The sequence below is a fragment of the Aliidiomarina minuta genome (assembly GCF_003987145.1).
GTDB lineage: Bacteria > Pseudomonadota > Gammaproteobacteria > Enterobacterales > Alteromonadaceae > Aliidiomarina > Aliidiomarina minuta.
Genome location: NZ_PIPL01000003.1, coordinates 238133 through 264795, shown reverse-complemented (window position 1 = coordinate 264795; position 26663 = coordinate 238133). Strand labels below are relative to the sequence as shown.

22 protein-coding genes are annotated in these 26663 nt (G+C 49.3%); 10 read left to right on the top strand and 12 right to left on the bottom strand.

The features are described 5' to 3' along the window. Positions 1-5: 5 nt before the first annotated feature. From astA to CWE09_RS12955, 4 genes are all read right to left on the bottom strand, one after another. Positions 6-1040 (bottom strand): arginine N-succinyltransferase, encoded by a 1035-nt coding sequence (astA, locus tag CWE09_RS12970; RefSeq protein ID WP_126804480.1) that lies wholly within the window; start codon positions 1038-1040, stop codon positions 6-8. Continuing rightward, complete coding sequence (locus CWE09_RS12965) at positions 1033-2244, bottom strand: aspartate aminotransferase family protein (RefSeq protein WP_198679802.1); 1212 nt, start codon at positions 2242-2244, stop codon at positions 1033-1035. The genes astA and CWE09_RS12965 overlap by 8 nt, the downstream gene beginning before the upstream one ends. A gap of 194 nt (positions 2245-2438) precedes the next feature. Beyond that, on the bottom strand, positions 2439-3623 hold the full coding sequence (locus CWE09_RS12960; protein ID WP_126804478.1) for an HDOD domain-containing protein: 1185 nt from the start codon (positions 3621-3623) through the stop codon (positions 2439-2441). Positions 3624-3629: 6 nt separating this feature from the next. Further along, positions 3630-4280 (bottom strand): anthranilate synthase component II, encoded by a 651-nt coding sequence (locus tag CWE09_RS12955; RefSeq protein WP_126804477.1) that lies wholly within the window; start codon positions 4278-4280, stop codon positions 3630-3632. Positions 4281-4507: 227 nt separating this feature from the next. On the opposite strand from CWE09_RS12955, the gene CWE09_RS12950 reads away from it, so the two are divergent. Continuing rightward, entirely contained in the window at positions 4508-5413 is a 906-nt protein-coding gene (locus tag CWE09_RS12950) for a sensor domain-containing diguanylate cyclase (protein ID WP_198679796.1), read from the top strand. Here CWE09_RS12950 and cydC read toward each other — a convergent pair. The 4 genes from cydC to CWE09_RS12930 are packed head-to-tail and all read right to left on the bottom strand — an operon-like array spanning position 5410 to position 11114. Beyond that, positions 5410-7056, bottom strand: a complete 1647-nt coding sequence (cydC, locus tag CWE09_RS12945) for a thiol reductant ABC exporter subunit CydC (RefSeq protein WP_126804475.1) — start codon at positions 7054-7056, stop codon at positions 5410-5412. The two genes, CWE09_RS12950 and cydC, sit on opposite strands and share 4 nt — an antisense overlap. Next, the gene (gene cydD, locus CWE09_RS12940; RefSeq protein ID WP_126804474.1) at positions 7046-8710 is read right to left on the bottom strand and encodes a thiol reductant ABC exporter subunit CydD; all 1665 of its coding nucleotides are present in this window, start codon (positions 8708-8710) and stop codon (positions 7046-7048) included. Before cydD ends, cydC begins: the two co-directional genes overlap by 11 nt. Then, complete coding sequence (gene cydB, locus CWE09_RS12935) at positions 8711-9718, bottom strand: cytochrome d ubiquinol oxidase subunit II (protein WP_126804473.1); 1008 nt, start codon at positions 9716-9718, stop codon at positions 8711-8713. Continuing rightward, positions 9711-11114 carry a cytochrome ubiquinol oxidase subunit I gene (locus CWE09_RS12930; RefSeq protein ID WP_126804472.1) on the bottom strand — a complete coding sequence of 468 codons (1404 nt, stop codon included), beginning with the start codon at positions 11112-11114 and terminating at the stop codon, positions 9711-9713. Before CWE09_RS12930 ends, cydB begins: the two co-directional genes overlap by 8 nt. 323 nt (positions 11115-11437) lie before the next feature. Between CWE09_RS12930 and CWE09_RS12925 the strand changes: the two genes are divergently transcribed. Next, the gene (locus CWE09_RS12925) at positions 11438-12319 is read left to right on the top strand and encodes an MBL fold metallo-hydrolase (RefSeq protein WP_126804471.1); all 882 of its coding nucleotides are present in this window, start codon (positions 11438-11440) and stop codon (positions 12317-12319) included. Positions 12320-12376: 57 nt separating this feature from the next. On the opposite strand, the gene CWE09_RS12920 is transcribed toward CWE09_RS12925, so the two are convergent. After that, the gene (locus CWE09_RS12920; RefSeq protein WP_126804470.1) at positions 12377-13240 is read right to left on the bottom strand and encodes a TraB/GumN family protein; all 864 of its coding nucleotides are present in this window, start codon (positions 13238-13240) and stop codon (positions 12377-12379) included. Between the two features lie 121 nt (positions 13241-13361). Here CWE09_RS12920 and CWE09_RS12915 point away from each other — a divergent pair, with 121 nt between their 5' ends. Continuing rightward, on the top strand, positions 13362-14162 hold the full coding sequence (locus CWE09_RS12915; RefSeq protein WP_126804469.1) for a TlpA disulfide reductase family protein: 801 nt from the start codon (positions 13362-13364) through the stop codon (positions 14160-14162). A 26-nt stretch (positions 14163-14188) separates the two neighbouring features. Here the strand turns inward: CWE09_RS12915 and trpS are convergent, their stop codons facing one another. Then, positions 14189-15196 (bottom strand): tryptophan--tRNA ligase, encoded by a 1008-nt coding sequence (gene trpS, locus CWE09_RS12910; protein ID WP_126804468.1) that lies wholly within the window; start codon positions 15194-15196, stop codon positions 14189-14191. A gap of 23 nt (positions 15197-15219) precedes the next feature. Then, positions 15220-15894, bottom strand: a complete 675-nt coding sequence (gene rpe / locus CWE09_RS12905) for a ribulose-phosphate 3-epimerase (protein WP_198679795.1) — start codon at positions 15892-15894, stop codon at positions 15220-15222. A gap of 131 nt (positions 15895-16025) precedes the next feature. Between rpe and CWE09_RS12900 the strand changes: the two genes are divergently transcribed. Both CWE09_RS12900 and CWE09_RS12895 read left to right on the top strand, forming a co-directional pair. Next, positions 16026-16337: a hypothetical protein gene (locus CWE09_RS12900; RefSeq protein WP_126804467.1), complete on the top strand. Its 312-nt coding sequence runs from the start codon at positions 16026-16028 to the stop codon at positions 16335-16337. Then, the gene (locus CWE09_RS12895) at positions 16334-16552 is read left to right on the top strand and encodes a DUF2970 domain-containing protein (protein ID WP_126804466.1); all 219 of its coding nucleotides are present in this window, start codon (positions 16334-16336) and stop codon (positions 16550-16552) included. Before CWE09_RS12900 ends, CWE09_RS12895 begins: the two co-directional genes overlap by 4 nt. Before the next feature lie 22 nt (positions 16553-16574). Here CWE09_RS12895 and prlC read toward each other — a convergent pair whose 3' ends face one another. After that, positions 16575-18620: an oligopeptidase A gene (gene prlC / locus CWE09_RS12890; protein WP_126804465.1), complete on the bottom strand. Its 2046-nt coding sequence runs from the start codon at positions 18618-18620 to the stop codon at positions 16575-16577. A 127-nt stretch (positions 18621-18747) separates the two neighbouring features. Between prlC and CWE09_RS12885 the strand changes: the two genes are divergently transcribed. The 5 genes from CWE09_RS12885 to CWE09_RS12865 all read left to right on the top strand — a co-directional run bounded on the left by CWE09_RS12885 (position 18748) and on the right by CWE09_RS12865 (position 26652). After that, positions 18748-21021: a S9 family peptidase gene (locus CWE09_RS12885; protein WP_126804464.1), complete on the top strand. Its 2274-nt coding sequence runs from the start codon at positions 18748-18750 to the stop codon at positions 21019-21021. A gap of 252 nt (positions 21022-21273) precedes the next feature. Continuing rightward, positions 21274-22419 carry an iron-containing alcohol dehydrogenase gene (locus tag CWE09_RS12880; RefSeq protein ID WP_126804463.1) on the top strand — a complete coding sequence of 382 codons (1146 nt, stop codon included), beginning with the start codon at positions 21274-21276 and terminating at the stop codon, positions 22417-22419. Positions 22420-22437: 18 nt separating this feature from the next. Beyond that, positions 22438-23835, top strand: coding sequence for a hypothetical protein (locus tag CWE09_RS12875; protein ID WP_126804462.1), 1398 nt, complete (start codon positions 22438-22440; stop codon positions 23833-23835). Beyond that, positions 23822-25198 (top strand): sigma-54 interaction domain-containing protein, encoded by a 1377-nt coding sequence (locus CWE09_RS12870; protein WP_126804461.1) that lies wholly within the window; start codon positions 23822-23824, stop codon positions 25196-25198. The genes CWE09_RS12875 and CWE09_RS12870 overlap by 14 nt, the downstream gene beginning before the upstream one ends. Next, positions 25198-26652, top strand: coding sequence for an NAD-dependent succinate-semialdehyde dehydrogenase (locus CWE09_RS12865; protein WP_126804460.1), 1455 nt, complete (start codon positions 25198-25200; stop codon positions 26650-26652). Before CWE09_RS12870 ends, CWE09_RS12865 begins: the two co-directional genes overlap by 1 nt. Positions 26653-26663 lie beyond the last annotated feature (11 nt).

Here is a 26663-nt window from a genome sequence, read left to right as displayed (position 1 = left end):
TCTCCTTACAGAGGTGCAATTCGTATCTGGTCGCCGTTGCTAACCTGCAGCGCTGCTGCGGTTTCAACGTCGACTATGACTTCATCATCCTGAACACTCACATTGCCCTGACAGGCACGAAAGTTTTCCAGTTGCTGGTTACATAATAAATAATTTTCAGGGTCCTGCGGGACGCCTGTTTTAACGGTGCGCAGGCAACTGTTACGTACCGTACGCAACTGGCTTAATTCCCCTTCCACTGTGGGACCGCCATCAAAAATATCCACATAATTACGAAAACGCAGTCCTTCAGACTGCAGCAGTTTTAACGCGGGCAAAGTGTTAGGATGTACCTTACCTACAACTTCCTGCGCCGCTTTATCCAGCATATTCACGTAAATTGGGAAACGCGGCATAAGCTCTGCCACAAAGGTTTTATCGCCAATTCCGGTTAAATAATCGGCACGCGGAAAGTCCATGGTGAAGAAGTGTCTTTCCAGCCAGTCCCAGAACGGAGAACGTCCATTCTCATCAGACACACCTCGCATTTCTGCGAAAACATTGGTCGAGAATCTCTTTTTAAACTCAGTCATAAATAACAGGCGGAATTTTGACAAAGCCCTTCCATTGCGCCCTTTGCGGTACTTTTCACGCAAGAACAAGGTGCAAAGCTCAGATACCCCGGTGTAGTCATTACACAGCGTTAGTGTTTCCAGCGCATTATAAACACCGTGCTTCGGTGAATGATGCACTACTTTACCCAGATGATAATGATAAAAAGCTTCCGATAAGCCTACGGCGGCTTCGATGCCACTGACACCAGCAATAGAGCCATCACTGGTATCTTCCATGACAAATAAATAACCCTCTTCACCAGGTTGTTTAATACTACTGGCGACAAAGGCGCGCTGCGCACGCGAAATACGCCGGCGCAGCAATTCTTCATCAACCGGTAATGACGTAAAGCCATGACCTGATTCAATAGCACACTGATATAAAGCATCATAATCCGCCTCGGTGATCGGGCGGATAATCAGTGGCCCCTGCTTCCCTTTAGCCATGACTGGCAACCACCTGAGCTACTGCTTTTTCAAACCGTTGCAGACCTTCTTCAATATCTTCCTGCGGAATTACCAGCGACGGCGTAAAACGAACCACATCGGCACCAGCAATTAAAACCATCAGACCATGCTCCGCAGAAGCCAGTAAAAACTCTCGTGATTTACCTTTAAACTTATCGTTCAACGCCGCGCCTAACAACAGACCCTGACCACGAACTTCACTGAATACGTCATACTTAGCATTAATAGCCTGCAGCTTTTCACGGAACATTTGCTCTCGTTGCTTAACACCGTTCAACACTTCGGGTGTATTAACCACATCCATCACTGCTTCTGAAACGGCGCAGGCTAAAGGATTGCCACCATAAGTACTGCCGTGAGTACCCGGTTTAAGGTGTGCTGCAATAGCACTGGTGGTGAGCATAGCGCCAATTGGGAAACCACCGCCCAGAGCTTTCGCTGACGTCAGAATGTCCGGTGTCACACCACTTTGTTCATAGGCATACAGGGTTCCGGTACGACCGAAACCAGTCTGGACTTCATCAAAAATAAGCAGGGCATTGTGCTTGTCACAAAGGTTACGTACTCCCGCTAAAAATTCTTTCTCGCCAGGAACCACACCGCCTTCACCTTGCAGCGGCTCTATCATTACTGCACAGGTTTGGTCTGAAATAACAGCTTCCAGGCTCGACAGATCATTGTATTCTACGTGTTCAATAGCGCCAGGCTTAGGTCCAAAACCGTCAGAATACGCGGCCTGACCGCCTACGGTCACAGTAAAGAAGGTGCGTCCATGGAAACCTTTCTGAAAAGCAATAATCTGCTGTTTCTCAACACCATGTTCTTCCAGTGCCCAACGGCGCGCCAGTTTAAGAGCCGCTTCATTGGCTTCTGCGCCCGAGTTAGCAAAATAAACACGTTCTGCAAAAGTAGCCTGAGTCAGCTTCTTCGCGAGGCGCAAAGCCGGCTCGTTGGTCATCACATTAGCCAGGTGCCAGATTTTGTTGCCTTGCTCGGTGAGCGCATCAACCATAGCCGGGTGGCAGTGGCCTAAACAATTAACCGCAATACCACCAGCGAAATCGACATATTCGCGGTCGTCCTGGTCCCATACACGAGAGCCCTTACCTTTTACCGGAATAAAAGCGGATGGATTGTAATTAGGTACCATGACCTCATCGAATAACGCGCGTGAAACAGGCATTGCCTCAGACATATCAATACACTCCTGGGTAATCTTAAGAATCGGAATTCAGGTTGCTTAGTATGCCAGAAATAAGGCCCTTTGTCTGCGTCAGTACCCTGCTCAGGGTGCAGCTGTAAGTAGACTTTCAGAAGAACTGCATAAGTATCCGACTAGCCTCAATAGAGGTGGATACTTACGCATAAAATTATTTATTAACTTTCACGACCGCGACTTAAAATCAGCTTTTTCAGATGTAATTTACGCAATTCGAGGATGGTTTTACCGCTTAACCGGACATTGGCGAACATTTTTTTACCGTCTTCCAGTGTCGCCAGATTCGCTGCATGCAACAAACGAAACTCACTATAAGTATTTGCCTGCGTCAGAATTCGCGCGTAACCGGTAGTATCTTTAATACTACGAGCCGCAGCAAATTCTTCGTAAATTGCATCTAACGGCAAACGCTGGAAGGCAAAACCCTTAAACAGATTACCGGTTACCTCACGTTCCTTTTGTAGCATTAAGTCACGCAAAAACTGCTGATCCGGCTTAATTTCTAATAACGCATTGTAGCGGCGCGAATGAGGGTCTTTACGGAAGGTATCAAACATTCGTGAGCGCACATCGTCAAACACCAACAGAAAAAGTCTGGCCAGCACGACTTTGCCCATTTCATGAAAAATGCCAGCGGCAAAAGCTACCGCGGGATCCAGCTTGCCATCTAATTCAGCTAAACGCTGTGTCAGAATGCCGGTGCCTAATACATGTTGCCAGAGTTTCCGTCGTAACAGACTAAAAGGTGGCTCGGCAGGCGGAAGCCAACTTTGCATAGCAAGCGCTGGCACAATGACACATAAATCCACAGCACCGACAAAATTAAGGGCACCCCGGAAATTGGTTATTTTTGCCCGTTTAGAATCATTAGGGTCCGCAAAAGGTGGCATATTGACAATTTTAACCAGCCCGATCTGCAACCAGTCGAGGTTGGTCGCTAACTGCTCCACCTGACGTGATGTGGTGGACGGAGCATGAATAGCATCAAGCAGTTTAGGTGTACTTGCCGGAATACCTAACACGCGCTCGCAGATATATTCATGATCCTGAAGACGTTTTTCTATTTCTTTATACACGCGCGCATGCAACAGTTTCTCGACTTCTTCACGCTGACGGTCCTGAACTGCATTTTTACGTGCTTTCTCAGCCCGCTGGTGCTGTTCAACAGCCAACAATTCGCGGGTTTCATAATCTTCGTCTTCTTCCAACCCTTCTTCTGCCATATATTGGCCACGGGCGAAATTCAGACTTATCAAATAATTGATAAACCGGCGGTTAAGTAAAGACAGGCGATCATCCGTACCATTCTGGGTAGACACCCGAAACTGTTTATACTGCGACAATGTGTACTAACTCCTATTACACCCTAACTGCTGCAAACTACCCTGGTATTCAGGTATTATGGAAAGGTCTGTCACCGCTATTCCTGCTGACTGACAAAACCGGCGCAAAACAAAATGGCCGTGCTCGGTTACCACAGACTCCGGATGAAACTGAACACCAAATACAGGCAAATGGGCATGACGAATCGCCATAATATCTGTAGTTGGGTTATCGTCCACCCAGGCATCGATCTTGAGCTCTGCAGGAAAGTCTTTTCGCGACAATACCAGTGAATGATACCGGGTCACTGCGAAACGCTCCGGCAGACCACTAAACAGACCCTGCCCATTGTTCCGGATAACTGATCGTTTGCCATGCATAACCTGTGCAGCACGTTCTACTTTCGCGCCAAATACCTGGCCTATGGCCTGATGACCCAGGCAAACCCCCAGCACAGGTAGTCGGGAAGCAAAGTATTCAATAGCAGGTAACGTGATTCCAGCGCTATCCGGAGTTCCAGGGCCTGGCGATATAATCAGGCCCGTTGGCTGCATTGCCTGTATAGCATCGAGACTAATTTCATCGTTGCGAAACACTTTAACCTGCTGCCCGAGCTCGCAAAAATAACGCATCAGATTATGCGTGAACGAATCATAATTATCGATCATTACCAGCATTTATTCACACCGCAACCCGCTTCTCAGGCAATCAGATTTTGGGGCTGCATATTACCATAGGCATAACGAATGTGTGCAAGGATATGAGATCAACTTACCTTTGCGTAAAAACAAATTTGTGCCTGTTAAGTAATCACAAGCACACTAATGGCGTATTGTCGCAAACGATTTACCTATATAGTATACCTCTCTTGCGTTAAGCGGATTCTCTCAGTTGAATGATGTATATGGATAATTTTCAAACCTACGCGTTGTTTCTTGAAACAATCCCTGATGCTGCAATAATTATCGATAGCAGTAGTATTATACAACTCAGTAATAAAAACGCAGCCCGCATGTTCGGTTACCCAACCTCTGATTTACTGCAGCAGCCTCTGGATATACTGCTACCGCTACCACGCCGACAAAGCCATCACCAGCAAGTTAGTAATTTTTTTGAACATCCGGCTCAACGCAAAATGGGCCAGGACCTGGTGCTTACCGGGCAGCGTTCCAGCGGCGAAATATTTGCCATCGATATAATGATCAGTAAAATTCGCCTGGACGAAAAAGACTACGCAGTGGCTATCATTCGTGATGATTCGAAACGCCAGAATGCAGAAGAGCAAATTCGCCTGGAACTGGAAAAGCAGCGTCACCACGCGCAAACAGACTCATTAACTGGCCTGCCCAATCGCCGTGCTTTTTCCACCGCTCTTGATAACCATCTCACTCAACTTGAATACCACAATATTGCTTTTTCGCTGGCTTATCTGGATTTGGATAATTTCAAAGAGGTGAACGATACGGAAGGGCATCAGATTGGCGATTTGCTGTTGCAAAAATTTGGCCATTTTCTTAATCAATTATGCCGTAGCCGGGATCTAATCGCCCGTATTGGGGGCGACGAATTTGCCATTATCCTTGCCGAGAGCAACGAAAAACAAACACTGATTGCGCTACAACGAATATGCGACCAGGTAGTCAAATTATTTACACGAGAAAAATGGCCAGTAACGGTTTCTGTCGGTTGGGTGTATTGCTCTGAACGCGGCCAGATTGGGGCTTCTTCAGACCTTATGATGGCAGCCGATAAAGCCATGTACCAGGCAAAGCAACAGGGCAAGAATAATATTGCCCGTGGCTACTATTAACCAAGTTGCAGGCGCTGATATTCGACCGGTAATAAATCAGTCTGATGCGCAATCATAAAGACAGTACGCTTTTGCAACCAGGGTAAAATGTTGCGACTAATTCGTTTTTCGCTGTCAGCATCAATAGCGCGAAAAGGTTCATCAAGAATCAGCAGCGGTGCGCTTTTTAATAACGCCCGCGCCAGTGCCAGACGTCGGGCCTGACCACCGGATAGCCGACAGCCACCATCGCCAGTCCAGCTTTGCAGACCTTCCGGCAAACTCTTTACCAACACGTCCAGCTCTACAGCCTGTAAAACCTGCCATAACTCTTCGGTGCTGGCGTCTGCATTGCCAAGCCGTAAATTATGCTCGATGCTCGACGACAATAAGGCACTTTCCTGTGTCAGGTAAGCAACTTGCTGGTACCAGTTTGCATAATCTTCAACCGGTCTGCCATCGACCAGTACACGGCCTTCCTGAGCTACCGCAAGACCCGCGGCAAGATGCGCCAGGCTACTTTTGCCAACACCGGAAGGACCACTTACAACCTGAATACTGCCCGCTGCAAAATGCAGCGACAGGTTTTGCCATATGCGTCGCTGCTGATAGTGGACACTTACTTTTTCGAAAGTCAGAGCGACCGGGGTTTCTACTAAGATTTCAGTCACACGCCTGGCTTGTGTCTCCCGCTGAATACTGAGCACCTGTGTATTTAGCCGCCCAGCCGCACCCACCACGCGGCCCCATACAGCACCGGCCTGAGGCAACGCCAGCAATACTTCCGGAAGCGCCAGCAATGCCAGCGGTAATAATACCGCAACCGGCGCCGTCAGGGCTTCCTGCTGAAAAGCTATTAACGCACTGAACGCCAGCAATAACATGCACAGCTGGCTGCCCCCTTCCAGCCAGGCCTGAGCCAGCCCTTGCTGCTTTTGCACCTGCTCATGCTCTGTTGCCATGCGCTCTGCGCAAGCTATTAAGCTATGCTCATGCGTGGCCTGTACCTGCCAGGCCAGCATTTCGGCTTGCCCCTCTATATGCTCTAAAGCCAAAGTACGTAAACGCTCACTTTCACCTAGCTCCCGATTCGCCACACTGCTTAATTGCTGACTTAACAGGGTTAACAAACACAGGCTACCGCTCAGCAGTAAGACAAAAAGAATCAGAGCAGTCCATGGCAACCACAGAGCCACCAGCAGACACAAAATTACCAGGCTGAACCCGGCAACCAGTGTTGGTGCCAGAATTCTGAGGTGGAGGCTATCTAATGCCTCCACATCCTGAGTCAGCCGTTGCAGTATATGCGCAGCCCGATAACGTCTTGTACTCAGAGGCTGTCGTCGTGCTAGTCCAGAAAACAACTGCACACGCCATTGCGACTGCATACGCAGCACCAGGTCATGGTTGCGCAACCGTTCCAGATAGCGGCTCAGAGTTCGTAATAAAGCGAAAAAACGTATTGCGCCACCCGGCGTATAAATATCAAATGCCACCAAGGCCACCGCCGCACTGGTAATAAACCAGCCTGACACACCCAGCAAACCAATACCTGCCAGGGCGGTTAATAACATTAGCAATAAGCCCGACCCTAATCGCCAGGGTTGCTGATACAGCGGCGCCAACCAGGGATAAAGCTGCTGCCAGTCAGATCTATTCCACATTCAGACTCTCCGGCAGACGGGTTACGCTATCAGCCATCGGCAGCAGGCTTTGATCATGGGTAACCACCAGCAAAGTATGACCAGCTGCACGCAATTGCTGCAATGCCCTCTGCACCGATGCACTGGTTTCGGTATCCAGCGCCGCCGTTGGTTCGTCCATAATAATAATATCTGTCGGCTGCAGAAAAACCCGGGCTAGCGCCAGTCGTTGTGCTTCTCCACCGGAAAGACCTGTGCCCTGCTCACCTATTTCAGTTTGTAAACCGCTCTCCAAAGTCTCTACTAAATCCAGTAAGGCGACCTGCTTTAATGCCTCTAGCATCGCTGGCTCGGAGGCCTCCGGTGTAACCAACCGCAGGTTGTCAGCTAAACTACCCTGAACAATAAATGGACGCTGGGGTAGATAGGCAATGGGCATACTACCCGGAGCTTTTCCCAATAAGTGAATGTAGCCCTGCTGAGGTTGCAAAAAGCCCAGTAGCAACTGAATCAGGGTGCTTTTACCGCTGCCTGACGGCCCCTGAATGACATGAATCTGACCTTTTGCAAAAGCATGATTTAGCGATTCAAACACCGGCTGCGACATGCCAGGGTAACTAAAACTCATCTGCCTGATTTGAATAGACTGACTATTTTCGATTACCTCGGAGGAGGAGGGAGGGTTTGTCACTTCCACTGAGGGTTCAGCCGCTAACAAAGCAGCAGCACCCAGCGCACTGGCACGATCATGGTAATGCTGAGAGAGAGTACGCAGGGGCTGAAAAAACTCGGGTGCCAGTAATAATACCGTAAGCCCGCTAAATAAAGTCATCTCCGATGCCGGCCCAAAAGTGAAATAACCCAACAACGAAAAGCCGACATAAATAGCGACCGCTGCTATAGCTACCGCCGCAAAAAACTCCAGCACTGCCGACGATAAAAAAGCCACACGGAGTGTTTTCATATTTGCCTGACGACAGGTATTGCTGGCCCAGCTGACATCCTCAATTGCTTCATCGGTTGCGGTGAACAACTGCAGGTTGGTCAGGTTCCTGACCCTGTCCACAAAAAGACCCGCCAGCTTCTGAGTCGTCTCAAAGTGACGTTGATTCAGTTGTTCAGCGCCCATACCAACCAAAGCCATGAATGCAGGAATAATAGGCGCCGCAAACAACAAAAATAAAGCAGCGACCCAATCCAGACTGGCCACCACAATCAGAATCAACAGGGGAACCACTGCTGCGATCCAGAGCTGTGGCAGGAAGCGAGCAAAATAACCATAGAGGCCGTTGACAGGTTCAAGCATCAGGTTTGCAGTACTGGCTTTATCGGTTAACTGCTGGCGTCCGGCTAAAGGCTGCTGCCAGGCTTTTAGTAAACGAGAGCGGGCCTCTCGCTGGGCGAGCCGTCCGCAATCTGCTGCTAGTTGCTGTTGCCACGCAGCAAACAAGGTACGCAACAAAACAAGAACTACCAGTACTAAAATCACCGCCCAGGTATCCGCCACCTTTTGCTCTTCTATCAGTACCTGTTGCAACCACCAGGCGAACAATGTGAACTGGGCAATAACACTAACCCCGTGCAACAGACCCGCCAGTCGTGTTCGCTGCAGAAGCCTCGCGAGAGGTTTCTGCAGCGACTTCAGGTAATGCTTCGCTGGGCTGCTTTGAGCCACTTAGTGGTAACCCTCACCCGCTTTAACCTTGCCGCGGAATACCCAATAAGTCCAGGCCGTATAAGCCAGCACAAAAGGAATTACGAAGATCAGACCAATTAACAAAAACAGTTGTGACTCATGCGCCGACGAAGCATCCCAAAGGGTATAGGTAGGCGGTACCACATAAGGAAATTTACTGGCCAGCAGACCTAAATAAGTAAATAAAAACATGCCCATAGTGGCGACAAAAGGTGTCCCATTACGCCGTTGACGTACCGAACTCCAGATACGCCAGATACAAACTAACGCCAGCACGGGCAAGAGCCAGATTACCGACACCTGAGAGAACCAGCGTTCGGCCACAAAGGGATCAATAAAGGGAGTCCATACGCTGATTAGAGCAAACACCACTAACACAGCCAACAGCAACCATGGGGTGATTTTATAAGCCCAATCCTGAATATAACCTTCAGATTTCATAATCAGCCAGGTTGCCCCTAACAGAGCATAACCGGCCACCAGACCCAGGCCAGTCAGCACAGTGAAAGGTGTCAGCCAGTCGAATGCGCCACCAGAATAGATCATGTTTTCAGTGGCAAAGCCCTGAATATAGGTACCTACCACGGCGCCCTGAGCAAAAGCAGCGACGGTCGAACCTATCGCAAAAGCCCAGTTCCACAAATAGCGTGACGTTTTGGCTTTAAAACGAAATTCGAAGGCTATACCGCGGAAAATAAGGCCCGCTAACATCAAAAACACACCAATATACAAAGCGGGCAAAAACACCGAGTAGACCAGAGGGAAAGCCGCTAATAAGCCGGCTCCTCCGAGCACTAGCCAGGTTTCGTTGCCATCCCAGACCGGCGCTACTGAGTTCATCATCACGTCTCGGGCTTCGTCACCTGGGGCAAAGGGAAATAATATTCCTAAGCCAAGATCAAAACCGTCCATAAGCACATACATCATAATGCCAAATGCTATAATGCCCGCCCAGATATAGACCAGATCAAAGCCTGCTTCATTCATGATTTTCAACTCCTTCTTCCCACGCGGCATCCGCGCCAGATAATGGCCGCTTCGGACGTTGCAGATGATCTTTCTTATCAGCTTCCGGTTCAGCCCCAACACGCAGAACGCGCATCAGATAATAGATACCGGCCGCAAATACCAGGGAATAAACCAGGATATAACCAATTAAGGTGAATAACGCCATACCTCCGGTGAGCGAAGGGGTAACACCTTCCGCATGCGTCATGACCTCATACACCAGCCAGGGAGCACGCCCCGTTTCCGTGACTAGCCAACCGGCAAGTACCGCAATGAAAGGGGTCACGGCCATCAGCCTGAGCCCGTTTAAGAACCAGGGCGAAGTCGCATAACGGCCTCCTTTGCGCATAAACAGACCAGCAACAGCAAAGACCACCATCAACATGCCCACAGCAACCATAATACGGAAGGCCCAGAATACAATACCTACCACAGGCTGCTCTTCCACGGGTACTTCATTTAAACCAGGCACTTCGCCGTCCCAATCGTGCTTCAGAATCAAGCTGGCTAATTTAGGAATTCCCACTTCAAAATGGTTAGTCTGATTTTCCTTGTCCGGGATAGCAAAAAGCAATAAAGGCACACCCCGGCTGGTTTCCCAGTTACCTTCCATAGCAGCTACTTTCATAGGTTGATGTTCAAGCGTGTTCAAACCATGAATGTCGCCCATCACGACCTGCGCTGGAGCAATAAAAAGCAACAACCAGAGAGTCATGGACAGGGCTTTTTTATGAATTTCAACATCCCGTTTGCAAAGCAGGTACCAGGCGCTAACACCTGCTACTACAAAACCACCGGTCAGGAATGAAGCCAGTCCCATGTGGAAAAACCGCACCCAGAAGGAAGGGTTGAAAATAGCTTCCGACCAACTTGTCACATAAAAGAGTCCCTCACGAATCTCTACACCGGCCGGCGTATGCATCCAACTATTGGCGGACAGGATCCAGAATGAAGAAATAAAAGTACCAATTGCCACCATCATTGCTGAGAAGAAATGGACGCCCTGCGGAACTTTATCGCGACCGAACAAAAGCACGCCGAGAAAAGCGGCTTCTAAGAAAAAGGCAGTCAGCACCTCGTAACTGAGGACCGGCCCCAGAAAATTAGCGGTGGCATAAGAAAAATTACTCCAATTCGTACCGAACTGGAATGACATGACAATGCCGGACACCACGCCCATACCGAAAACTACGGCAAAAACCTGCAGCCAGAACTTAGACAAACGCTCCCAGTCTTTATTGCCAGTTTTATAAAAGAGGCCTTCAAGAACGGCTATATAGGAAGCTAAACCTATAGTAAAAACCGGGAAAATGGCGTGAAAAGATACAACAAACGCAAACTGGATTCGCGAAAGTAAAATGGGATCGAGTTCCATCAGCTACTCCTCATAGCTCATAGTGAGTACACCTACTATACTCTTGTAGTAACCTGGCGTCCTGATACCAATTGTCGCACTCGCCATACTTTTATTAGGGCAAGCATAATAGTAGAACAACTACAGTTTAGAAGACAACGTCTATAATTTCAGCGTGACTCACTAGTTTTTATCAATACCGCTCTTAATCGATTCAACTATTGATTTTAATCATGATCGCAATCGATTTATCAGACACAGTATAACTTGATAAATAACCAAATAGAATATATATATAACAATACGAATTAAGCAACCAGTTAATCTATGTCTCAGGAGGCATTATGACCACCCATAACTTACCTGCACCTATAGTCAAAGCGTTCTTAGATGAGGACAGCGAAACCTTTAGCTATGTAGTCTATGACAAACCCAAGGGGAAAGGGGTGGTGATAGACCCTGTGCTCGATTTCGATTATAAGTCGGGCCGCACAAAAACTGACAGTGCTCAGAACATAGTGAATTTTGTCCATGAAGAAGGGCTTACTATCGAGTGGATCTTAGAAACTCATGCTCACGCCGACCATTTGTCTGCTGCCCCCTATCTGTGCCAGCAGCTGAACGCCAAAGTAGGTATTGGTGAGCACATCAAAGATGTGCAGAAGATATTCAAAGAAACTTTTAACCTTGAAAAAGAGTTTCTTCCCAATGGAGCACATTTTGATCGCTTATTTGCTGATGGCGAAGAGTTTAAAGTCGGTCAACTGAGCTTCCGGGTTTTGCACACACCGGGTCATACGCCCGCAGATCTCGCTTATGTAGTCAATGAACAGGCCCTTTTTGTCGGTGATACTATGTTCCTGCCTGATGTAGGTACTGCGCGCTGCGATTTCCCCGGCGGCAGCTCGAAAACCTTGTACCGCTCTATTAAGAAACTATTAGCTATGCCAGATGATACTAAGATGTACATCTGCCATGACTATCCACCAGAAGGGCGCTCGCACGAGTTTCTTACCACAGTTGCCCGACAGCGAGCCAATAATATTCACGTGCGCGATGAAGTTTCTGAAGCGGAGTTCGTTGCAATGCGAGATGCCCGTGATGCAACGTTAGAGATGCCACGCCTGATACTGCCATCTATTCAGGTCAACATTCGTGCTGGGAAAATGCCTCCAGTAGAAAGTAATGGCAAAATCTACCTTAAAGTCCCGCTAAACCAGTTATAACAGAAGACAATAAAACGGCGGACTTCTGCGCCCGCCGTTTTATTTATTGCTCTATATTTATTGCGCTATTGCCTCAACTTCATATCCAGCTTCACGCAATAAGTTAACCAGCCCCTGATCGCCCGGCAAATGCCCGGCACCTACCGCTATAAAGGCAGAGCTTTCATGCATCTGCTCACGCAAAGGCGCAACCCAGTTGCGGTTACGTTCATCAATAAACATTTCCATATAGTGATTGAACTGAGGATCATCCATCATGATTTCCATCAGTGCGTCCAGATCCTGTTCCGCGTAGGCCTGAACCATCGACTCCATCAAAGCTTCGCCGGTTTCGCTATCACTGATCATTTCCCATAACCAATCGACCTGCTCCTGCAAAGGAATTTCATCAAACAGCCCCATCTGAAAATCAACATCTTCCAGCGCTACAATAGGTATTTCCTGCTCATCAGCCTGCTCCATGAAATAAACTTCATAAGAGGTAGTGTCGGCGCAGGGCAAGCCTCCGATCATAACCATAGAATTCAGCGCCATCGGTTTAAGCCCACCCAGCTGGGCGACACCCGCACCTAAATTTTCCCGAAAATAGGCATCTATGGTTTCAAGCTGCTCTTCACTCAGATAACGGTCCAGGTAAGGACCCTCTTCGTTTACCATGAGAGCCTGCAGCCTCTGCATGGTGCCAGGAGCGCTAATATCCAGCTCCATTACCAATGTTTCACTTTGCTCAAATGCGTCTTCAATGGCGTCGTTCATGATAAAACGGTCTTCACAGATTACGTGAATAGTGCCAAATAGATAAGAAGGCTGAGTCAGCTCATTACCGCTTACTTTCCACAATAGTGACGCCTGTGCAGGTCCTGCGCTCAGTACAAGCAGCATCATCATAGATGTTGCCAGCTTTATTAATCTATTCATCATCTTTTCCTTGTATACTTATTTTTAAAATCAGTACTCACATGAGCTAAAGGCTTAGCTTACTATAGTCCTTGCCAGCTTCAGCAGGTAAGCTATGTAAAAATCATAACAACACGGAGACTTTATGTCTGTCACTGCAGGACCCTTTGCCTTCGCTACCCAACACCTTATCTTCCTGTTCAGCTGCGTTCTGGCGCTGGCAATTGCCTGGTGGCTTGGTAGACGTCAGAACGTCGGAGCGGCAGATGCTGTGTTCAGAATTATAGCGGTCGCACTAATCAGTGCCCGACTCGTTTTTGTAATAATTTATTACGATAGCTATTTCAGTGCTCCGTGGCAGATATTTAACGTACGTGACGGGGGGTTCAATCTGATCGCGGGCTTTATTGCAGGTATAGCCTGGGGCCTTTACGAACTGCGCCGCTATCCTCTGGCTCGTAAGGCTATCGCGACGGCCAGCCTTGGTGGTGTTACGGCGGGGGTTTTACTCTCTTTACTGTTTCAGTATCAGATACAACAAACCGAATTTCCTCAGGCCTCTCTTTATAACCTACAACAGGAATCGGTTAATCTTAGCCAGGATTTTGCCGGGCAACCTGTAGTTATTAACCTTTGGGCGAGCTGGTGTCCGCCTTGCGTGCGCGAAATGCCCTTGCTGGAGGATGCGGCGGCAAAATGGCCAGAAGTGGCCTTCTTAACGATTAATCAGGGCGAAGATTCAGAGTTGGTAGAAAACTTTTTGCAGGAGCAGGGGCTCAACCTGCCCCACGTGTTGCTCGATAAAAACTCGGAAATAAGTGATGCGATAGGCTCTTACGCGCTGCCTACCACGCTGTTCTTTGACTCTGAGGGGCGACTCAATACAACCCACATCGGTGAATTCAGTGCGGCAACTCTGGAAAATGCGGTGCGTAAGTTAGACTGAGCACCGCATTTTAATAGGTGTCAGCCTTATCTGGATGGCACCACAAATCCCACAGTGTCATATACCTGCGCAAGAGTAGCTGCTGCTGACTCACGAGCTTTGTCGGCGCCATTACGCATGATTTCATCCAGCGCAGCCCGGTCCTCGCGCAACTCAAAATATCGCTGCTGCACAGGTTCCAGCATAGCCACTACCGCATCCGCCACATCGCCTTTTAAATGACCATACATTTTGCCTTCATATTCAGGTACTAAGTCAACAATACTGCGTCCGGTAGCACCTGATAATAAAGTCAGTAAATTAGATACCCCTGGTTTTTCTTCAGGGTCAAAATAAATGCGTGCCTGCTCGTCAGAATCGGTTACCGCACGTTTTATTTTTTTCGCTATTTTCTTTGGTTCTTCCAGCAAACCAATGAAATTATTGGCATTATCATCTGACTTAGACATTTTCTTTAGCGGATCCTGCAGGCTCATAATGCGTGCGCCGTGTTCAGGAATAAAAGGGTCCGGCACCACAAAAGTCTCACCATAGATATTATTAAAACGAGTGGCGATATCCCGCGCCAGCTCCAGATGCTGCTTCTGATCGTTGCCAACAGGTACCTGATTCGCATTGTACAAAAGAATATCAGCGGCCATAAGCACAGGATAAGTAAATAACCCCGCATTCATATTGGCTTCACTTTTCGCTGATTTATCTTTGTATTGGGTCATGCGATTAAGCTCACCCATCTGCGTATAACAGTTTAAAATCCAGGCTAGCTGAGTATGCTCGGGCACATGAGACTGCAGGAAAATAGTACTTTTGGCTGGATCCAGACCACAGGCAATATACAAAGCAAGACCGTCCAGAGAAGCCTGACGTAATGCTTTAGCGTCCTGCCGTACGGTAATAGCGTGCAGATCGACCAGCATAAATTTGCAGTCATGTGAGTCCTGCATGGTCACCCACTGGCGCAGTGCCCCCATGTAATTACCGATAGTAAGCTGACCGGATGGCTGACACCCACTGAGTACGACTGGCTTGTTCATGTGTTTTTATACCTTATATAAATTTATTTCAGTTGTTCGCGCATGGCCTGAATGACTTGTTTGTAATCGGGCTGACCAAAAATAGCAGAACCAGCAACAAACATATCAGCCCCAGCATCTGCAATGTCACGAATGTTATCGACTTTTACACCGCCATCAACTTCTAAGCGTATCGAACGACCACTAACATCAATGCGCTTACGTACTTCCCGTAATTTATCCAGCGTAGTAGGAATAAAGGACTGACCACCAAAACCAGGATTCACTGACATGAGTAAAATAACGTCCACTTTATCCATCACATAATCCAGATAATGCAGGGGCGTGGCGGGATTAAAAACCAATCCGGCCTGACAGCCCTGATCTTTAATTAGCTGCAAAGTGCGGTCGATATGGGTGGAGGCTTCCGGATGAAAGGTAATAATAGAAGCACCCGCTTTAGCGAAATCAGGAATAATTCGGTCTACCGGCTCAACCATAAGATGAACGTCTATAGGCGCAGTTACCCCATGCTTACGCAAAGCATCACAAATCATGGGGCCTATGGTCAGGTTAGGCACAAAATGATTATCCATCACATCAAAGTGAACTACATCAGCACCAGCGGCCAGCACATTATCCACTTCCTCTCCAAGGCGAGCAAAGTCGGCGGATAAAATCGAAGGGGCAATCAAGTAATCATTATTCTGCATGGTCATATATCCAGAGTCCTGCACAAAAGTGGCGATAGTTTATCAGTAGCAGGGCTTTCATTCACCTGTAGATCTGTTTTTACATTGGTGTTAAATTAACCAATGTAAAACTTTCAACCTTATAAATGGGTCCGACTATGAAAAATGTACCTCTGATGTTGATGCTTGGCACCGTGCTGGTCTTCGGCTCAGTAGTAGTCGGTACGCAAACCTCTGCTCATTTAATGGCTTCCGCAGATCAACCTTGCGTTCATCTGGATGGGGTTACGTCCTCACCCTCATCAGATTACGATTGTAAGCAGCTGGATTTAGCTCCAGGAGAGAAAGGAGATGGCCTAAGTTGGCCACGCTGGCTCGCTAGTAGCCGCTCCTTCCAATTCCATTATCTGGATTTGATTGAATTGATGTTTTCAGCAAAGCAAACCGATAATCAATATACCAACAAATGAGTGAACCTGAGAAAAAGCGCCCCAACCTGTTACAGGTATTTTTTAGCGTAGTAGCCGCCTTCTTTGGTGTGCAAACCGAAAAGGCGCGCTTACGTGATTTTTCTCACGGTAGTCCGGCCCCCTATATCATAGTGGGCATCGTCCTTATCGTACTGATGTTACTGAGTGTGGGCTTTGTCGTTCGTACTGTACTGAAAGTCAGCGGCGCCATCTGACGCCGCTACTGATTTTTCAGTTTCAGGCCGCTATACCTGAATGACGCAATAAAGCGGATATATCCGGTTCGCGACCACGAAATTTTTTGAACAACTGCATCGCATCATCACTACCGCCTCGCTCCAAAATGGCGTGTAAGAAGTCCTGCCCAACCTGCTGATTAAAAATGCCTTCTTCTTCAAAGCGAGAAAAGGCGTCTGCAGACAAAACTTCAGCCCACTTGTAGCTATAATACCCAGCTGCATAACCCCCAGCAAAAATATGCCCAAAGCCATGCTGAAAACGGTTATAAGAAGGTGGTGGGAATACCGACACCTGCTCCCGCACCTGATCCAGAATACGTTGAATCTGTGCCCCTTCAGCAGGGTCGAATTCAGCATGCAGACGCATATCAAAAAGCGAGAACTCAAGCTGACGTGCCATTTGCATGGCCGACTGGAAATTACGCGCGGCCAGCATACGCTGCAGCAAATCCTGAGGTAAGGTCTCGCCGCTTTCATAATGCTTAGAAATAAAGCTTAAGGCTTCTTCTTCCCAACACCAGTTTTCTAAAAACTGGCTCGGTAGCTCCACTGCATCCCAGGCCACACCGTTAATACCTGAAACTCCAGCTACCTCAATCTGAGTCAGCATATGGTGCAGGCCGTGACCGAATTCATGGAATAAGGTAATGACTTCGTCATGGGTGAAAAGCGCTGGCTTATCGCCCACTGGCTTATTAAAGTTGCAAGTCAGGTAGGCAATAGGTTTTTGCAGCTGCCCATCAGGTAACCGACGACGTACTGCACATTCGGCCATCCAGGCACCACCCTGCTTTTTCGCCCGTGCATACAAATCCAGATAAAAACTGGCCCGATGCTCACCCTCACTGTCGAAAATCTCAAAATAACGCACCTGTGGATGCCAGGTATCTACTCCCTGTTTTTCTTCAATGCGTACAGAGAACAGACGTTTAGCGACTTCAAACAGACCCTCTACAACCTGTTGTTCCGGAAAGTAAGGCCGTAAGACTTCATCCGAAATTGAATAGGTCTGTTGCTTTAGTTTCTCGCTGTAATACCCCATGTCCCAGGCTGCTAAGTCATCTACGCCATGCTCTTGCTTTGCAAATGCTTTGACTTCTTCCACTTCGCTGCGGGCTGCCGGCAATGAACGCTGCGCTAAATCATTCAGGAAATCCAGCACCTGTTTAGGTGACTCTGCCATTTTAGTGTCTAATGACAACTCAGCAAAATTAGCAAAGCCAAGCAGGTTGGCCAATTCATGGCGCAACGCCAGGGTTTCATCCATGACCTCGCTGTTATCAAACTTACCGGCTTCCGGGCCCTGATCTGACGCCCGGGTAGTGAAGGCTTTATACATTTCTTCACGCAAAGCGCGATCGTCGGCATACATCATCACCGGCAGGTAGCTAGGGATATCCAGAGTAAATACCCAGCCTTCTAACTCTTTTTCTTTAGCCAGCTCAGCCGCGCCTGCGATAGCGCTTTCCGGCAGGCCTGATAATTGCTTCTCTTCAGTTACCTGTTTAAACCAGCTATTGGAAGCATCCAGCAACTGATTGCTAAAGGTTGAACTTAAATCCGACAGGCGGCTTTGGATCTCGCCGTAGCGCTTTTTATCATCCGCGTCTAACGCTACACCGGACAATACAAAGTCACGCAAGGTGTCAGTAATAACACGCTGCTGGGCTTTGTTCAGCTGGGCAAATTCGTCGCTGTTATGCAATTTTTGATAGGCCTCGTACAGCCCCTGGTGTTGACCAACCCAGGTGCTGTATTCTGACAGCAAAGGCAAACAGGCGTCATGAGCTTCACGCAACTTATCTTCACTGACCACAGAATTCATGTGCGATACGGGCGACCAGATGCGGCTTAATTTATCGTCCGCCTGATCTAAAGGCTCAACCAGGGACGCCCAGTCCGGGTTCGCCTGGGCAGCCACCTTCTCAATCACCTCACGACTTTCAGCGATGGCCTGCTCAACAGCAGGCTGAATATGTTCCGGTTTGATACGGGAAAACGGGGGGTGTACAAAATCCTCAAGTAACGGGTTCTCTGCTGACATATATAGCCTTCTTAATCGGTTACTAAATACTGAATCAATGCAGATCAAATGAGGTCGCATACTGCCTTTTTCAATGCCTGACAAAAAGCGCTACACTGCAGCTACCAGTCACAAACTAATAACACTAATGAAACTACTCAAACCTATGACACTGGCTGCCATGTTCGGCCTTCTGCTCGGCGGCTGTGCCAGCTCCCCGCAAGACACTCAAAGCGAGCCTACTTTCAGCCTGCAGGAACTGTATCAGGACAACCTTTTTGCCGTGCAGTCTTTTACCAGCAGCCGCTGGCTGCAGGATGGCAGTGGTTATACCACACTGGAAAGCAGTGACGACGATGATGGCCAGCATATAGTGCGCTATCACCCCCGAACCGAAGAGCGCGAAGTATTAGTCAGTGCCGAACAGCTCACCCCGCAAGGCGAGGAAAAGGCTTTATCCATTGCTGACTACCAATGGTCAGAAGATGGCAACAAAGTATTGATTTTCACCAACACCCGCCGCTCCTGGCGTACTCACACGCTGGGCGACTACTGGGTCCTGGATCGCAACACCGACCAGCTACTGCAATTAGGCCAGGGCTTTCCTGAGTCGACCCTGCAATTTGCCAAATTTGATCCTGCCGGTGAACGGGTTGCTTATGTCATGCAGAACGACATTTATGTACAAAACCTGCAGACCCAGGAGATTAAAGCGCTCACCTACGACGGCAGTGATACCCTGATTAACGGTACTTTCGATTGGGTTAACGAAGAAGAATTTTATCTGCGTGACGGTTTCCGCTGGAGCCCGGATGGTCAGCATATCGCCTATTGGCAGGTAGACACTTCCGACGTACCCATGTTTACCCTGATTGATAATGTCTCAGAGCTGTATCCCACGACAACACAATTCCCTTACCCTAAAGTGGGTGAAACCAACTCTGCGTTACGTATCGGTGTATTACCTGCTGATGGCGGTGATACGCAATGGATGAATATTCCGGGCGAACCGCGGGATCATTACCTGGTGCGCATGGAATGGGCGGGTAATAGCCATGAACTACTGATTCAGCAAATGAACCGGCTTCAGAATACTATGCACCTGTGGCTGACCGAAGCCGATACCGGTGCCGCCCACCAGCTACTTACCGAGCAAAGCGATGCCTGGGTTGAGCAGGTCGATGATGTCCAGTTCTTCAATGCAGGTAACAGTTTTACCTGGCTCAGCGAACGTAACGGATATCGTCAACTCTACCGCATTGACCGTGAAACCCACGGCACCGGAATCACTCCGCTGACATATGGTGAACACCGCCAGTATGATGTTATCGATGTGAAGCAAATACTTATCGACGACCAGGGAGCAGGTTGGGTGTATTACCTTGCAGCCCCGGATAACCCGCTACAGCAAGTGTTAATGCGTGCTTCCTTAACCGGTGACGCAGTGGAACGGCTGACGCCGGAAGACTGGCCGGGAAGCCATGACTATCAGATATCAGAAGACGCTGAGTTTGCTATTCACCATGTTTCCCGTCTGGGCCAGGCACCACAGACCCGCATGCTGAGCTTGCCAGATCACCAGGCAATTGCTGATCTGGAACTCAATACGCCGCTGCAAAACACACTGGACGAGCGCATCACCAGTGATACCGAGTTTTTCCGGGTTACCGCCCGCGATGGACTGGAAATGGATGCTTATATCATGCGCCCGGCCGACTTTGACGAACGCCGTGAATATCCGCTGGTGATGTACGTCTATGGCGAACCCTGGGGCCAGACCGTCGCCGATCGCTGGCTGGGCCATAGCTGGTTATGGCATGAATACCTGACGCAACAAGGCTACATTGTGGTCTCCGTGGATAACCGCGGCACGCGCTCGCCGCGCGGACAGGAATGGCGTCATTCTATCTATAAGCAACTCGGTGTAGTCACCGTCCGTGACCAGGCCGACGCGCTGGATGAAATATTATCACGCTGGTCCTATATAGATGGCGACCGGGTAGCTATCTGGGGCCATAGTGGCGGCGGTTCGCAAACCCTCAATGCCCTGTTCCGTTACCCGGATAGATTCCATGTCGGCATTGCCCTGGCACCAGTTCCGGATTTACGTTTATACGACACTATTTATCAGGAACGTTATTCAGGCCTGTTACCTGAAGAAGCGGATAGTTACGAGGAAACGTCAGCCGTCACCCACGCCGCTAACCTGGAAGGCGAGCTTTTACTGGTACACGGTACAGCCGATGATAATGTGCATTATCAGGGCACGGAACGGCTCAAAGATGAATTAATCCGGCATCAAAAGCAGTTTCGTTTTATGGCCTATCCGAACCGGACCCATGGTATCAGTGAGGGCGAAGGCACCTCCCTGCATTTACGTACCCTAATGACTGAGTTCTTAAGCGAAAAACTAGCCCACTAAAAACACTCAGAGCCCCGGCTATCTGCCGGGGCTCACTTTCCACCATGCAACTCAACCCTTCAGTACGCCTCAATATTTCAAATGCATACCCATAAACTGATGATAAACGTCATCAAAACCACCCTTGCTTGATGACTTAAATCATCAATACATTCCATGCGTTCACTTATATCTCATTAAAATCAATAAGATAGCGGATCAAGGATGCTGGCACAGATGTTGCTATACTGTTAGTAATTAACAGGAGATATCATGAGCATAGCAACTTTTAAAAGCGCCCACCGACTGATAACGGGCGCTCAGTCGTCTCAGCAAACCGCGACTGAATTAGCCAAACTGGGAGTTTCCAATCCTTTTATAGTGACTGACAAAGGGGTTCGCCAGTCAGGCACCCTTGACTTGATCACTGCCCAGTTCAAACATAATGTCACTATCTACGACGAGGTCCCCGCAGAACCTGAAGTCAGTGTAGTAGAACACTGTGCAGAAGCTTTTAACCAGGGCAAACATGATGGTGTGTTAGCCGTTGGTGGCGGCAGTGCTATGGATATCGCCAAGGTTATCGCCGTGTTCGCAGGACAAAACAAACCGCTGCTTGAGTTTTTTGGCGAAAACAACGCTCCGACCCGAAAGCTTCCCTTAATCACCTTGCCGACCACCGCAGGCACAGGTTCTGAAGTCACCAATATAGCCATACTCGCCGATACTGAAAACCAGATTAAAAAAGGCATAGTCAGCGATCAGTTATTGCCCGATGTAGCCATAGTTTCACCGGAAATGACTCTCAGCTGCCCCCGCTCAGTAACGGCTGCCAGCGGCGTGGATGCCCTGGTGCATGCTATCGAAGCTTACCTGTCTAATTTCGCCAGCCCTGTTACCGATGCCTTAGCGATTAAAGCCATGAGCATGATTCGGGTTGCACTGCCCAAAGTGGTCGCCAACCCCCACCATTTGCAAGCCAGAGAAGAGATGGCTACCGGCAGCTTGCTGGCGGGCCTGGCTTTTGGCAATGCGGGCGTAGGCGCCGTACATGCACTGGCTTACCCTCTGGGAGGTCGCTACCACATGGCTCACGGAGTCAGTAATGCCTTAATGCTGCCTTATGTCATGGAATGGAACAAACTGGCCTGCGCACAACGTTTTGTCGATATAGCCTCGGCACTAGGTCTTTATATTGAGGCAAAAACCGAAAATCAGATTGCATCCGAGGTGGTCAGCTACCTGCACCAATTGTGCAGCGATGTAGGCATACCTCAGGGGTTGAGATCTTTTGATATTCCACGCAGTGCCATACCCGAACTGGCGGCTGAAGCGATCAAAGTAGAGCGCCTGTTGCGCAATAACCCCCGCGTACTGAGCCAAAGTGATATCGAAAAAATTTACCAGGCTGCTTACTGAAGCGGATAAGGAAAACAGATGAAACCCTGGCAAAAACGCGGGACCGGCGAAGAAGCCCCTTATATACCTCTGGGGCCATTTAAACTACGTCTGCCTTTTGTACATTATCGTTTTGAATGGCCTGATTATTTCCAGGGTCTGTTGATGTGTGCCGTAGATCTGGCCGCCATTCCCTTAATGATCGAGTTACTGGGCATGCCATTTGAGGCAGCCATCGCTATTGTTATTCTAAACGGCCTTTTGTATCTACTGCATCATCTACTTGGCGACCCTGTTGTGCCCGGCTGGATCACTCCGGCCATTCCCCTGTTGATGCTGTATGTCTCAGCATTCCCTGAAGGCGAAGCCAGGGTACACGCCCTGATCGCTTTTCAGATGATGCTCGGCATCCTCGCTATTACCCTGGGGTATACCGGGCTGGCCGGCAAGGTAGTGCGCTTAATTCCTTCCGCTATCAAAGCGGGCATCATTATGGGGGCGGGTCTTGCCGCCGTTTATGTGGTCTTTGCTGAAGGCGGACGTTTTGAACAGTACCCCTTCACTATCAGCATTGCAGTAGGGGTCGCTTTCTACCTGATTTTCTCCCGCCATTTTGCCTGGTTGCAAAGCCGCTCTCGGCTCTGGGCAAATCTCGGCAAGCTCGGTATTTTTCCTATCATTGCACTCGCCATTGTCATTGCGCCTCTGTTCAAAGAAGCCCCCTGGCCAGATATCGAATGGGGCTTCACTCAGCCTGATTTCATGCTGATGTTTCAGGAATACACTATTTTTGGGCTGGGTTTTCCACCCTGGATCATGTACCTGACCGCCATTCCTACGGTACTGGCCGCCTATATAGTGCTCTTCGGTGATGTTTTACAAAGTAAGGCGCTACTCAAAGAAGCCGATAACCAGCGACCGGATGAAAAAGTAGACTACAACCCCAACCGCGCACATCTCATATTTGGCGGCCGTAACTTAGGCATGAGTATTTTTGGTCCCGATGTGGTGATGTGCGGGCCTTTATGGGCTGCCATGCAGGTCGTTATCGTCGAGCGTTATAAACAGGGCAAAGCGGCAATGAACTCTATTTTTGGCGGTTCCGGCTCTTTTCGCTGGGGTACCAATACCGGCCTTTTACTACTGCCTATAGTGACTTTAGTGCAGCCAATTCTGGCGGTAGCGCTGGCCTTAACACTAATAATTCAAGGTTATGTCAGTGTGCGCATTGGCATTATGCAGGCCACCAGTCAACGCGACCTGGGCATCGCAGGCATCATTGCAGCGGTGCTGGTGGTGAAAGGAGCCACATGGGCTTTTGCCGTTGGTGTGCTGCTGTGCCTGCTGATATACGGTAAGGCCTTTTTCCGCGGCGAAACCGATGACACTTTTGTCAAAGACCATGAGTCAGGAAACAATGACAATGAAAAAGATTAATTTTAAGCAGCTGCAAAAAGTGCTGGATGCACTGCAGGATGGCGTTTATATCACCGATGGGAACGGCAGGACAGTAACCGTCAATAAAGCCTATGAACGTATCACTGGTATCCAGAAACATAAGGTGGCCGGACGCCACATGGCCGACCTGGTGAAAGCGGGCTTTATATCAAAATCGGCATCTCTTGAAGTCATTCGTGAGCGCCAGCCTGTTACGCTGGTGCAGACCATTCATGATAAGCGCAAAATTTTTGTCAGTGCCACTCCCATGTTTGATGACCATGGAGAGTTAACCCAGGTCATCACCAGCGTGCGTGATATTACCGAACTGGTGCGAGCCAAACATGCCGAAGAACAGCTGCAGCAAATGCTGAGTATGCGTAAGCTCTACGCCGGAGTTCCGCAGCAGACCGATGACAACTTATTAATCAGTCCGGCAACACACGACTGTTATCAGCTGGCTGCACGGGTAGCCCGACGCAACGTAAAACTACTGATCCAGGGAGAAACCGGAACCGGCAAAACGCACCTGGCCCGTTTTGTTCACCAGCAAAGCGAACGGGCAGCGCAGCCCTTTATGGAGCTGAACTGCGCCGCTATGCCCGAAGGTTTGCTGGAAAGCGAGCTCTTTGGTTATGTTGGCGGGGCTTTTACCGGCGCCTCTAAGCAGGGCAAAAAAGGCCTGCTTGAAGTCGCTCGCGGCGGCACTTTGTTACTCGATGAAGTCGGCGACTTGCCGCTGGCGTTGCAGGCCAAACTTCTCAAAGTGGTGGATGAAAATCAGTTTCTTCCCGTAGGTGGCACTGAATTCATTAAACTCGACGTGCGTCTGATTTGCGCCACCCATTACAACCTGCATGACCGGGTTGAACAGGGGTTATTCCGCGAAGACTTGTTTTACCGCCTGAGTGTGGTGCCCTTACAACTGCCGCCTTTACGGCAGCGTCAGGAAGACATCATTGCCCTGCTACAACACTACTTACCCAGATTTAACCAGCAGCATGAGCAAAAGTGCCAATGGCAACCTGAAACTCTGGAACTGCTCAGTCAGTACACCTGGCCAGGTAATATCCGCGAGCTGATCAACCTGACCGAACGCCTGGTTGTCAGTTGTGCGCAGCCTAATATCGACATAAGCGATTTGCCTGCTTACATTACAGGCGCCAGCCATTCGGTCACTCCGCCTAGCTATAGCAGCTTACCCCAGCAGGTGGCCTCGCTGGAGCGGCGACTGATAGAAGCTGCCTTAGCCGAACAGGGTACCACCCGGGCAGCCGCAGCCGCACTTGGCATCGACCAGTCCACTTTAGTTAAGAAAAAGCAACGCTGGCAACAGCAAAAAAACACTGGGAGTAGCCAATAATGTCAGTTTTTAATGCCTCTTTTTTTCGCCAGCAATGCTATATCAATGGTCACTGGGTCGACGCCAGTGATCAGCAGGTGGCAGATGTCGTGGATCCTGCCAGCGCTGAGATCATTGCTCAGGTGCCGATGTTGCCCGCTAAGGATCTGGAAGGCTGCATTGTCAGTGCTGAACAGGCCGGTCAGCAATGGAAACAACAAAGTGCAACGCAACGCTCCCAGTTACTCAAAAAATGGCACCAGCTAATACTTGAGAATCAGGCTGGATTGGCTGAGCTCATGACCCGGGAACAAGGCAAACCACTCAGTGAAGCCATTGGCGAAATCGCTTACGCCGCCAGTTATATTGAATGGTTTGCAGAAGAGGCGGTGCGCATGCACGGCGATACTCTGACAGGGCCGGGTCAGCATAAACGCGGTCTGGTTATTCGCCAGCCCGTTGGCCTCTGTGCCGCTATTACTCCGTGGAATTTCCCGGCTGCTATGTTAACCCGAAAAATAGCCCCGGCGCTGGCGGCAGGCTGCAGCATTATTGTCAAACCCGCCCTGGAAACGCCGCTTAGCGCCTTAGCCCTGGCAGCTCTGGCCGATGAAGCCGGGATACCCGCCGGCGTGCTTAATGTGGTAACCGGAGACGGCCCAGCGTTGGGTAAAGTCCTGACCCAGAATGAACGGGTACGCAAACTCAGTTTCACGGGTTCTACCCAGACCGGTTCGTTGCTGATGGCCGCCAGCGCCCGGCATGTGCAAAAAATATCACTGGAACTAGGCGGCAACGCGCCCTTTATTGTGTTTGCCGATGCCGATCTTGAACGCGCCGTACAGGGTGCCATCGACAGTAAATTCCGCAATGCCGGGCAAACCTGTGTCTGTGCCAATCGCATTTATGTGCATGAAAGCCTGTACGATGCTTTCCTGCAACGCTTCCAACAAGCCACACAGCAGTTGATAGTCGGCAATGGGCTTCTGCCGGAAAGCCAGATTGGACCTTTGATTAACCAGCAGGCAGTGCACAAAGTCAATCAACAGATTGAAGATGCTTTGGCTAAAGGCGCCCGCCTGGTGTGTGGCGGCCCGGCCAGTGCCTCAGATGGCCTTTGGTTCACTCCTACGATTCTGGCCGATGCCACATCCGCAATGCGTTGTGCCCATGAAGAAACCTTTGGCCCTATGGCTCCCGTGTTTAAGTTCACAGATGAGCATGAGGTTATCAGCCAGGCAAACGCGACACCTTTCGGTCTGGCCGCTTATTTTTACACACAGAATATAGATCGTATGTGGCGGGTAGCTGAGCAGTTAGAAGTCGGCATGGTCGGCGTTAATACCGGCATCATATCGTCTGCCAGCGCTCCTTTTGGTGGCATCAAGTCCTCAGGAACAGGTCGCGAAGGTTCCCGATTCGGGCTCGATGAATACACCGAGCTTAAATACATCTGCCTCGAGTTAGAGGCATAACGACAACAAAC

What these genes read in the sequence shown, in the direction of transcription:
- astA (WP_126804480.1), bottom strand. Translation starts at nt 1,040, where the DNA reads ATGGCTAAAGGGAAGCAGGGGCCACTGATTATCCGCCCGATCACCGAG.
- CWE09_RS12965 (WP_198679802.1), bottom strand. Translation starts at nt 2,244, where the DNA reads ATGCCTGTTTCACGCGCGTTATTCGATGAGGTCATGGTACCTAATTAC.
- CWE09_RS12955 (WP_126804477.1), bottom strand. Translation starts at nt 4,280, where the DNA reads ATGCTGGTAATGATCGATAATTATGATTCGTTCACGCATAATCTGATG.
- CWE09_RS12950 (WP_198679796.1), top strand. Translation starts at nt 4,508, where the DNA reads ATGGATAATTTTCAAACCTACGCGTTGTTTCTTGAAACAATCCCTGAT.
- cydC (WP_126804475.1), bottom strand. Translation starts at nt 7,056, where the DNA reads ATGTGGAATAGATCTGACTGGCAGCAGCTTTATCCCTGGTTGGCGCCG.
- cydB (WP_126804473.1), bottom strand. Translation starts at nt 9,718, where the DNA reads ATGAATGAAGCAGGCTTTGATCTGGTCTATATCTGGGCGGGCATTATA.
- CWE09_RS12930 (WP_126804472.1), bottom strand. Translation starts at nt 11,114, where the DNA reads ATGGAACTCGATCCCATTTTACTTTCGCGAATCCAGTTTGCGTTTGTT.
- CWE09_RS12925 (WP_126804471.1), top strand. Translation starts at nt 11,438, where the DNA reads ATGACCACCCATAACTTACCTGCACCTATAGTCAAAGCGTTCTTAGAT.
- CWE09_RS12920 (WP_126804470.1), bottom strand. Translation starts at nt 13,240, where the DNA reads ATGATGAATAGATTAATAAAGCTGGCAACATCTATGATGATGCTGCTT.
- CWE09_RS12915 (WP_126804469.1), top strand. Translation starts at nt 13,362, where the DNA reads ATGTCTGTCACTGCAGGACCCTTTGCCTTCGCTACCCAACACCTTATC.
- trpS (WP_126804468.1), bottom strand. Translation starts at nt 15,196, where the DNA reads ATGAACAAGCCAGTCGTACTCAGTGGGTGTCAGCCATCCGGTCAGCTT.
- rpe (WP_198679795.1), bottom strand. Translation starts at nt 15,894, where the DNA reads ATGACCATGCAGAATAATGATTACTTGATTGCCCCTTCGATTTTATCC.
- CWE09_RS12900 (WP_126804467.1), top strand. Translation starts at nt 16,026, where the DNA reads ATGAAAAATGTACCTCTGATGTTGATGCTTGGCACCGTGCTGGTCTTC.
- CWE09_RS12895 (WP_126804466.1), top strand. Translation starts at nt 16,334, where the DNA reads ATGAGTGAACCTGAGAAAAAGCGCCCCAACCTGTTACAGGTATTTTTT.
- prlC (WP_126804465.1), bottom strand. Translation starts at nt 18,620, where the DNA reads ATGTCAGCAGAGAACCCGTTACTTGAGGATTTTGTACACCCCCCGTTT.
- CWE09_RS12885 (WP_126804464.1), top strand. Translation starts at nt 18,748, where the DNA reads ATGAAACTACTCAAACCTATGACACTGGCTGCCATGTTCGGCCTTCTG.
- CWE09_RS12880 (WP_126804463.1), top strand. Translation starts at nt 21,274, where the DNA reads ATGAGCATAGCAACTTTTAAAAGCGCCCACCGACTGATAACGGGCGCT.
- CWE09_RS12875 (WP_126804462.1), top strand. Translation starts at nt 22,438, where the DNA reads ATGAAACCCTGGCAAAAACGCGGGACCGGCGAAGAAGCCCCTTATATA.
- CWE09_RS12870 (WP_126804461.1), top strand. Translation starts at nt 23,822, where the DNA reads ATGAAAAAGATTAATTTTAAGCAGCTGCAAAAAGTGCTGGATGCACTG.
- CWE09_RS12865 (WP_126804460.1), top strand. Translation starts at nt 25,198, where the DNA reads ATGTCAGTTTTTAATGCCTCTTTTTTTCGCCAGCAATGCTATATCAAT.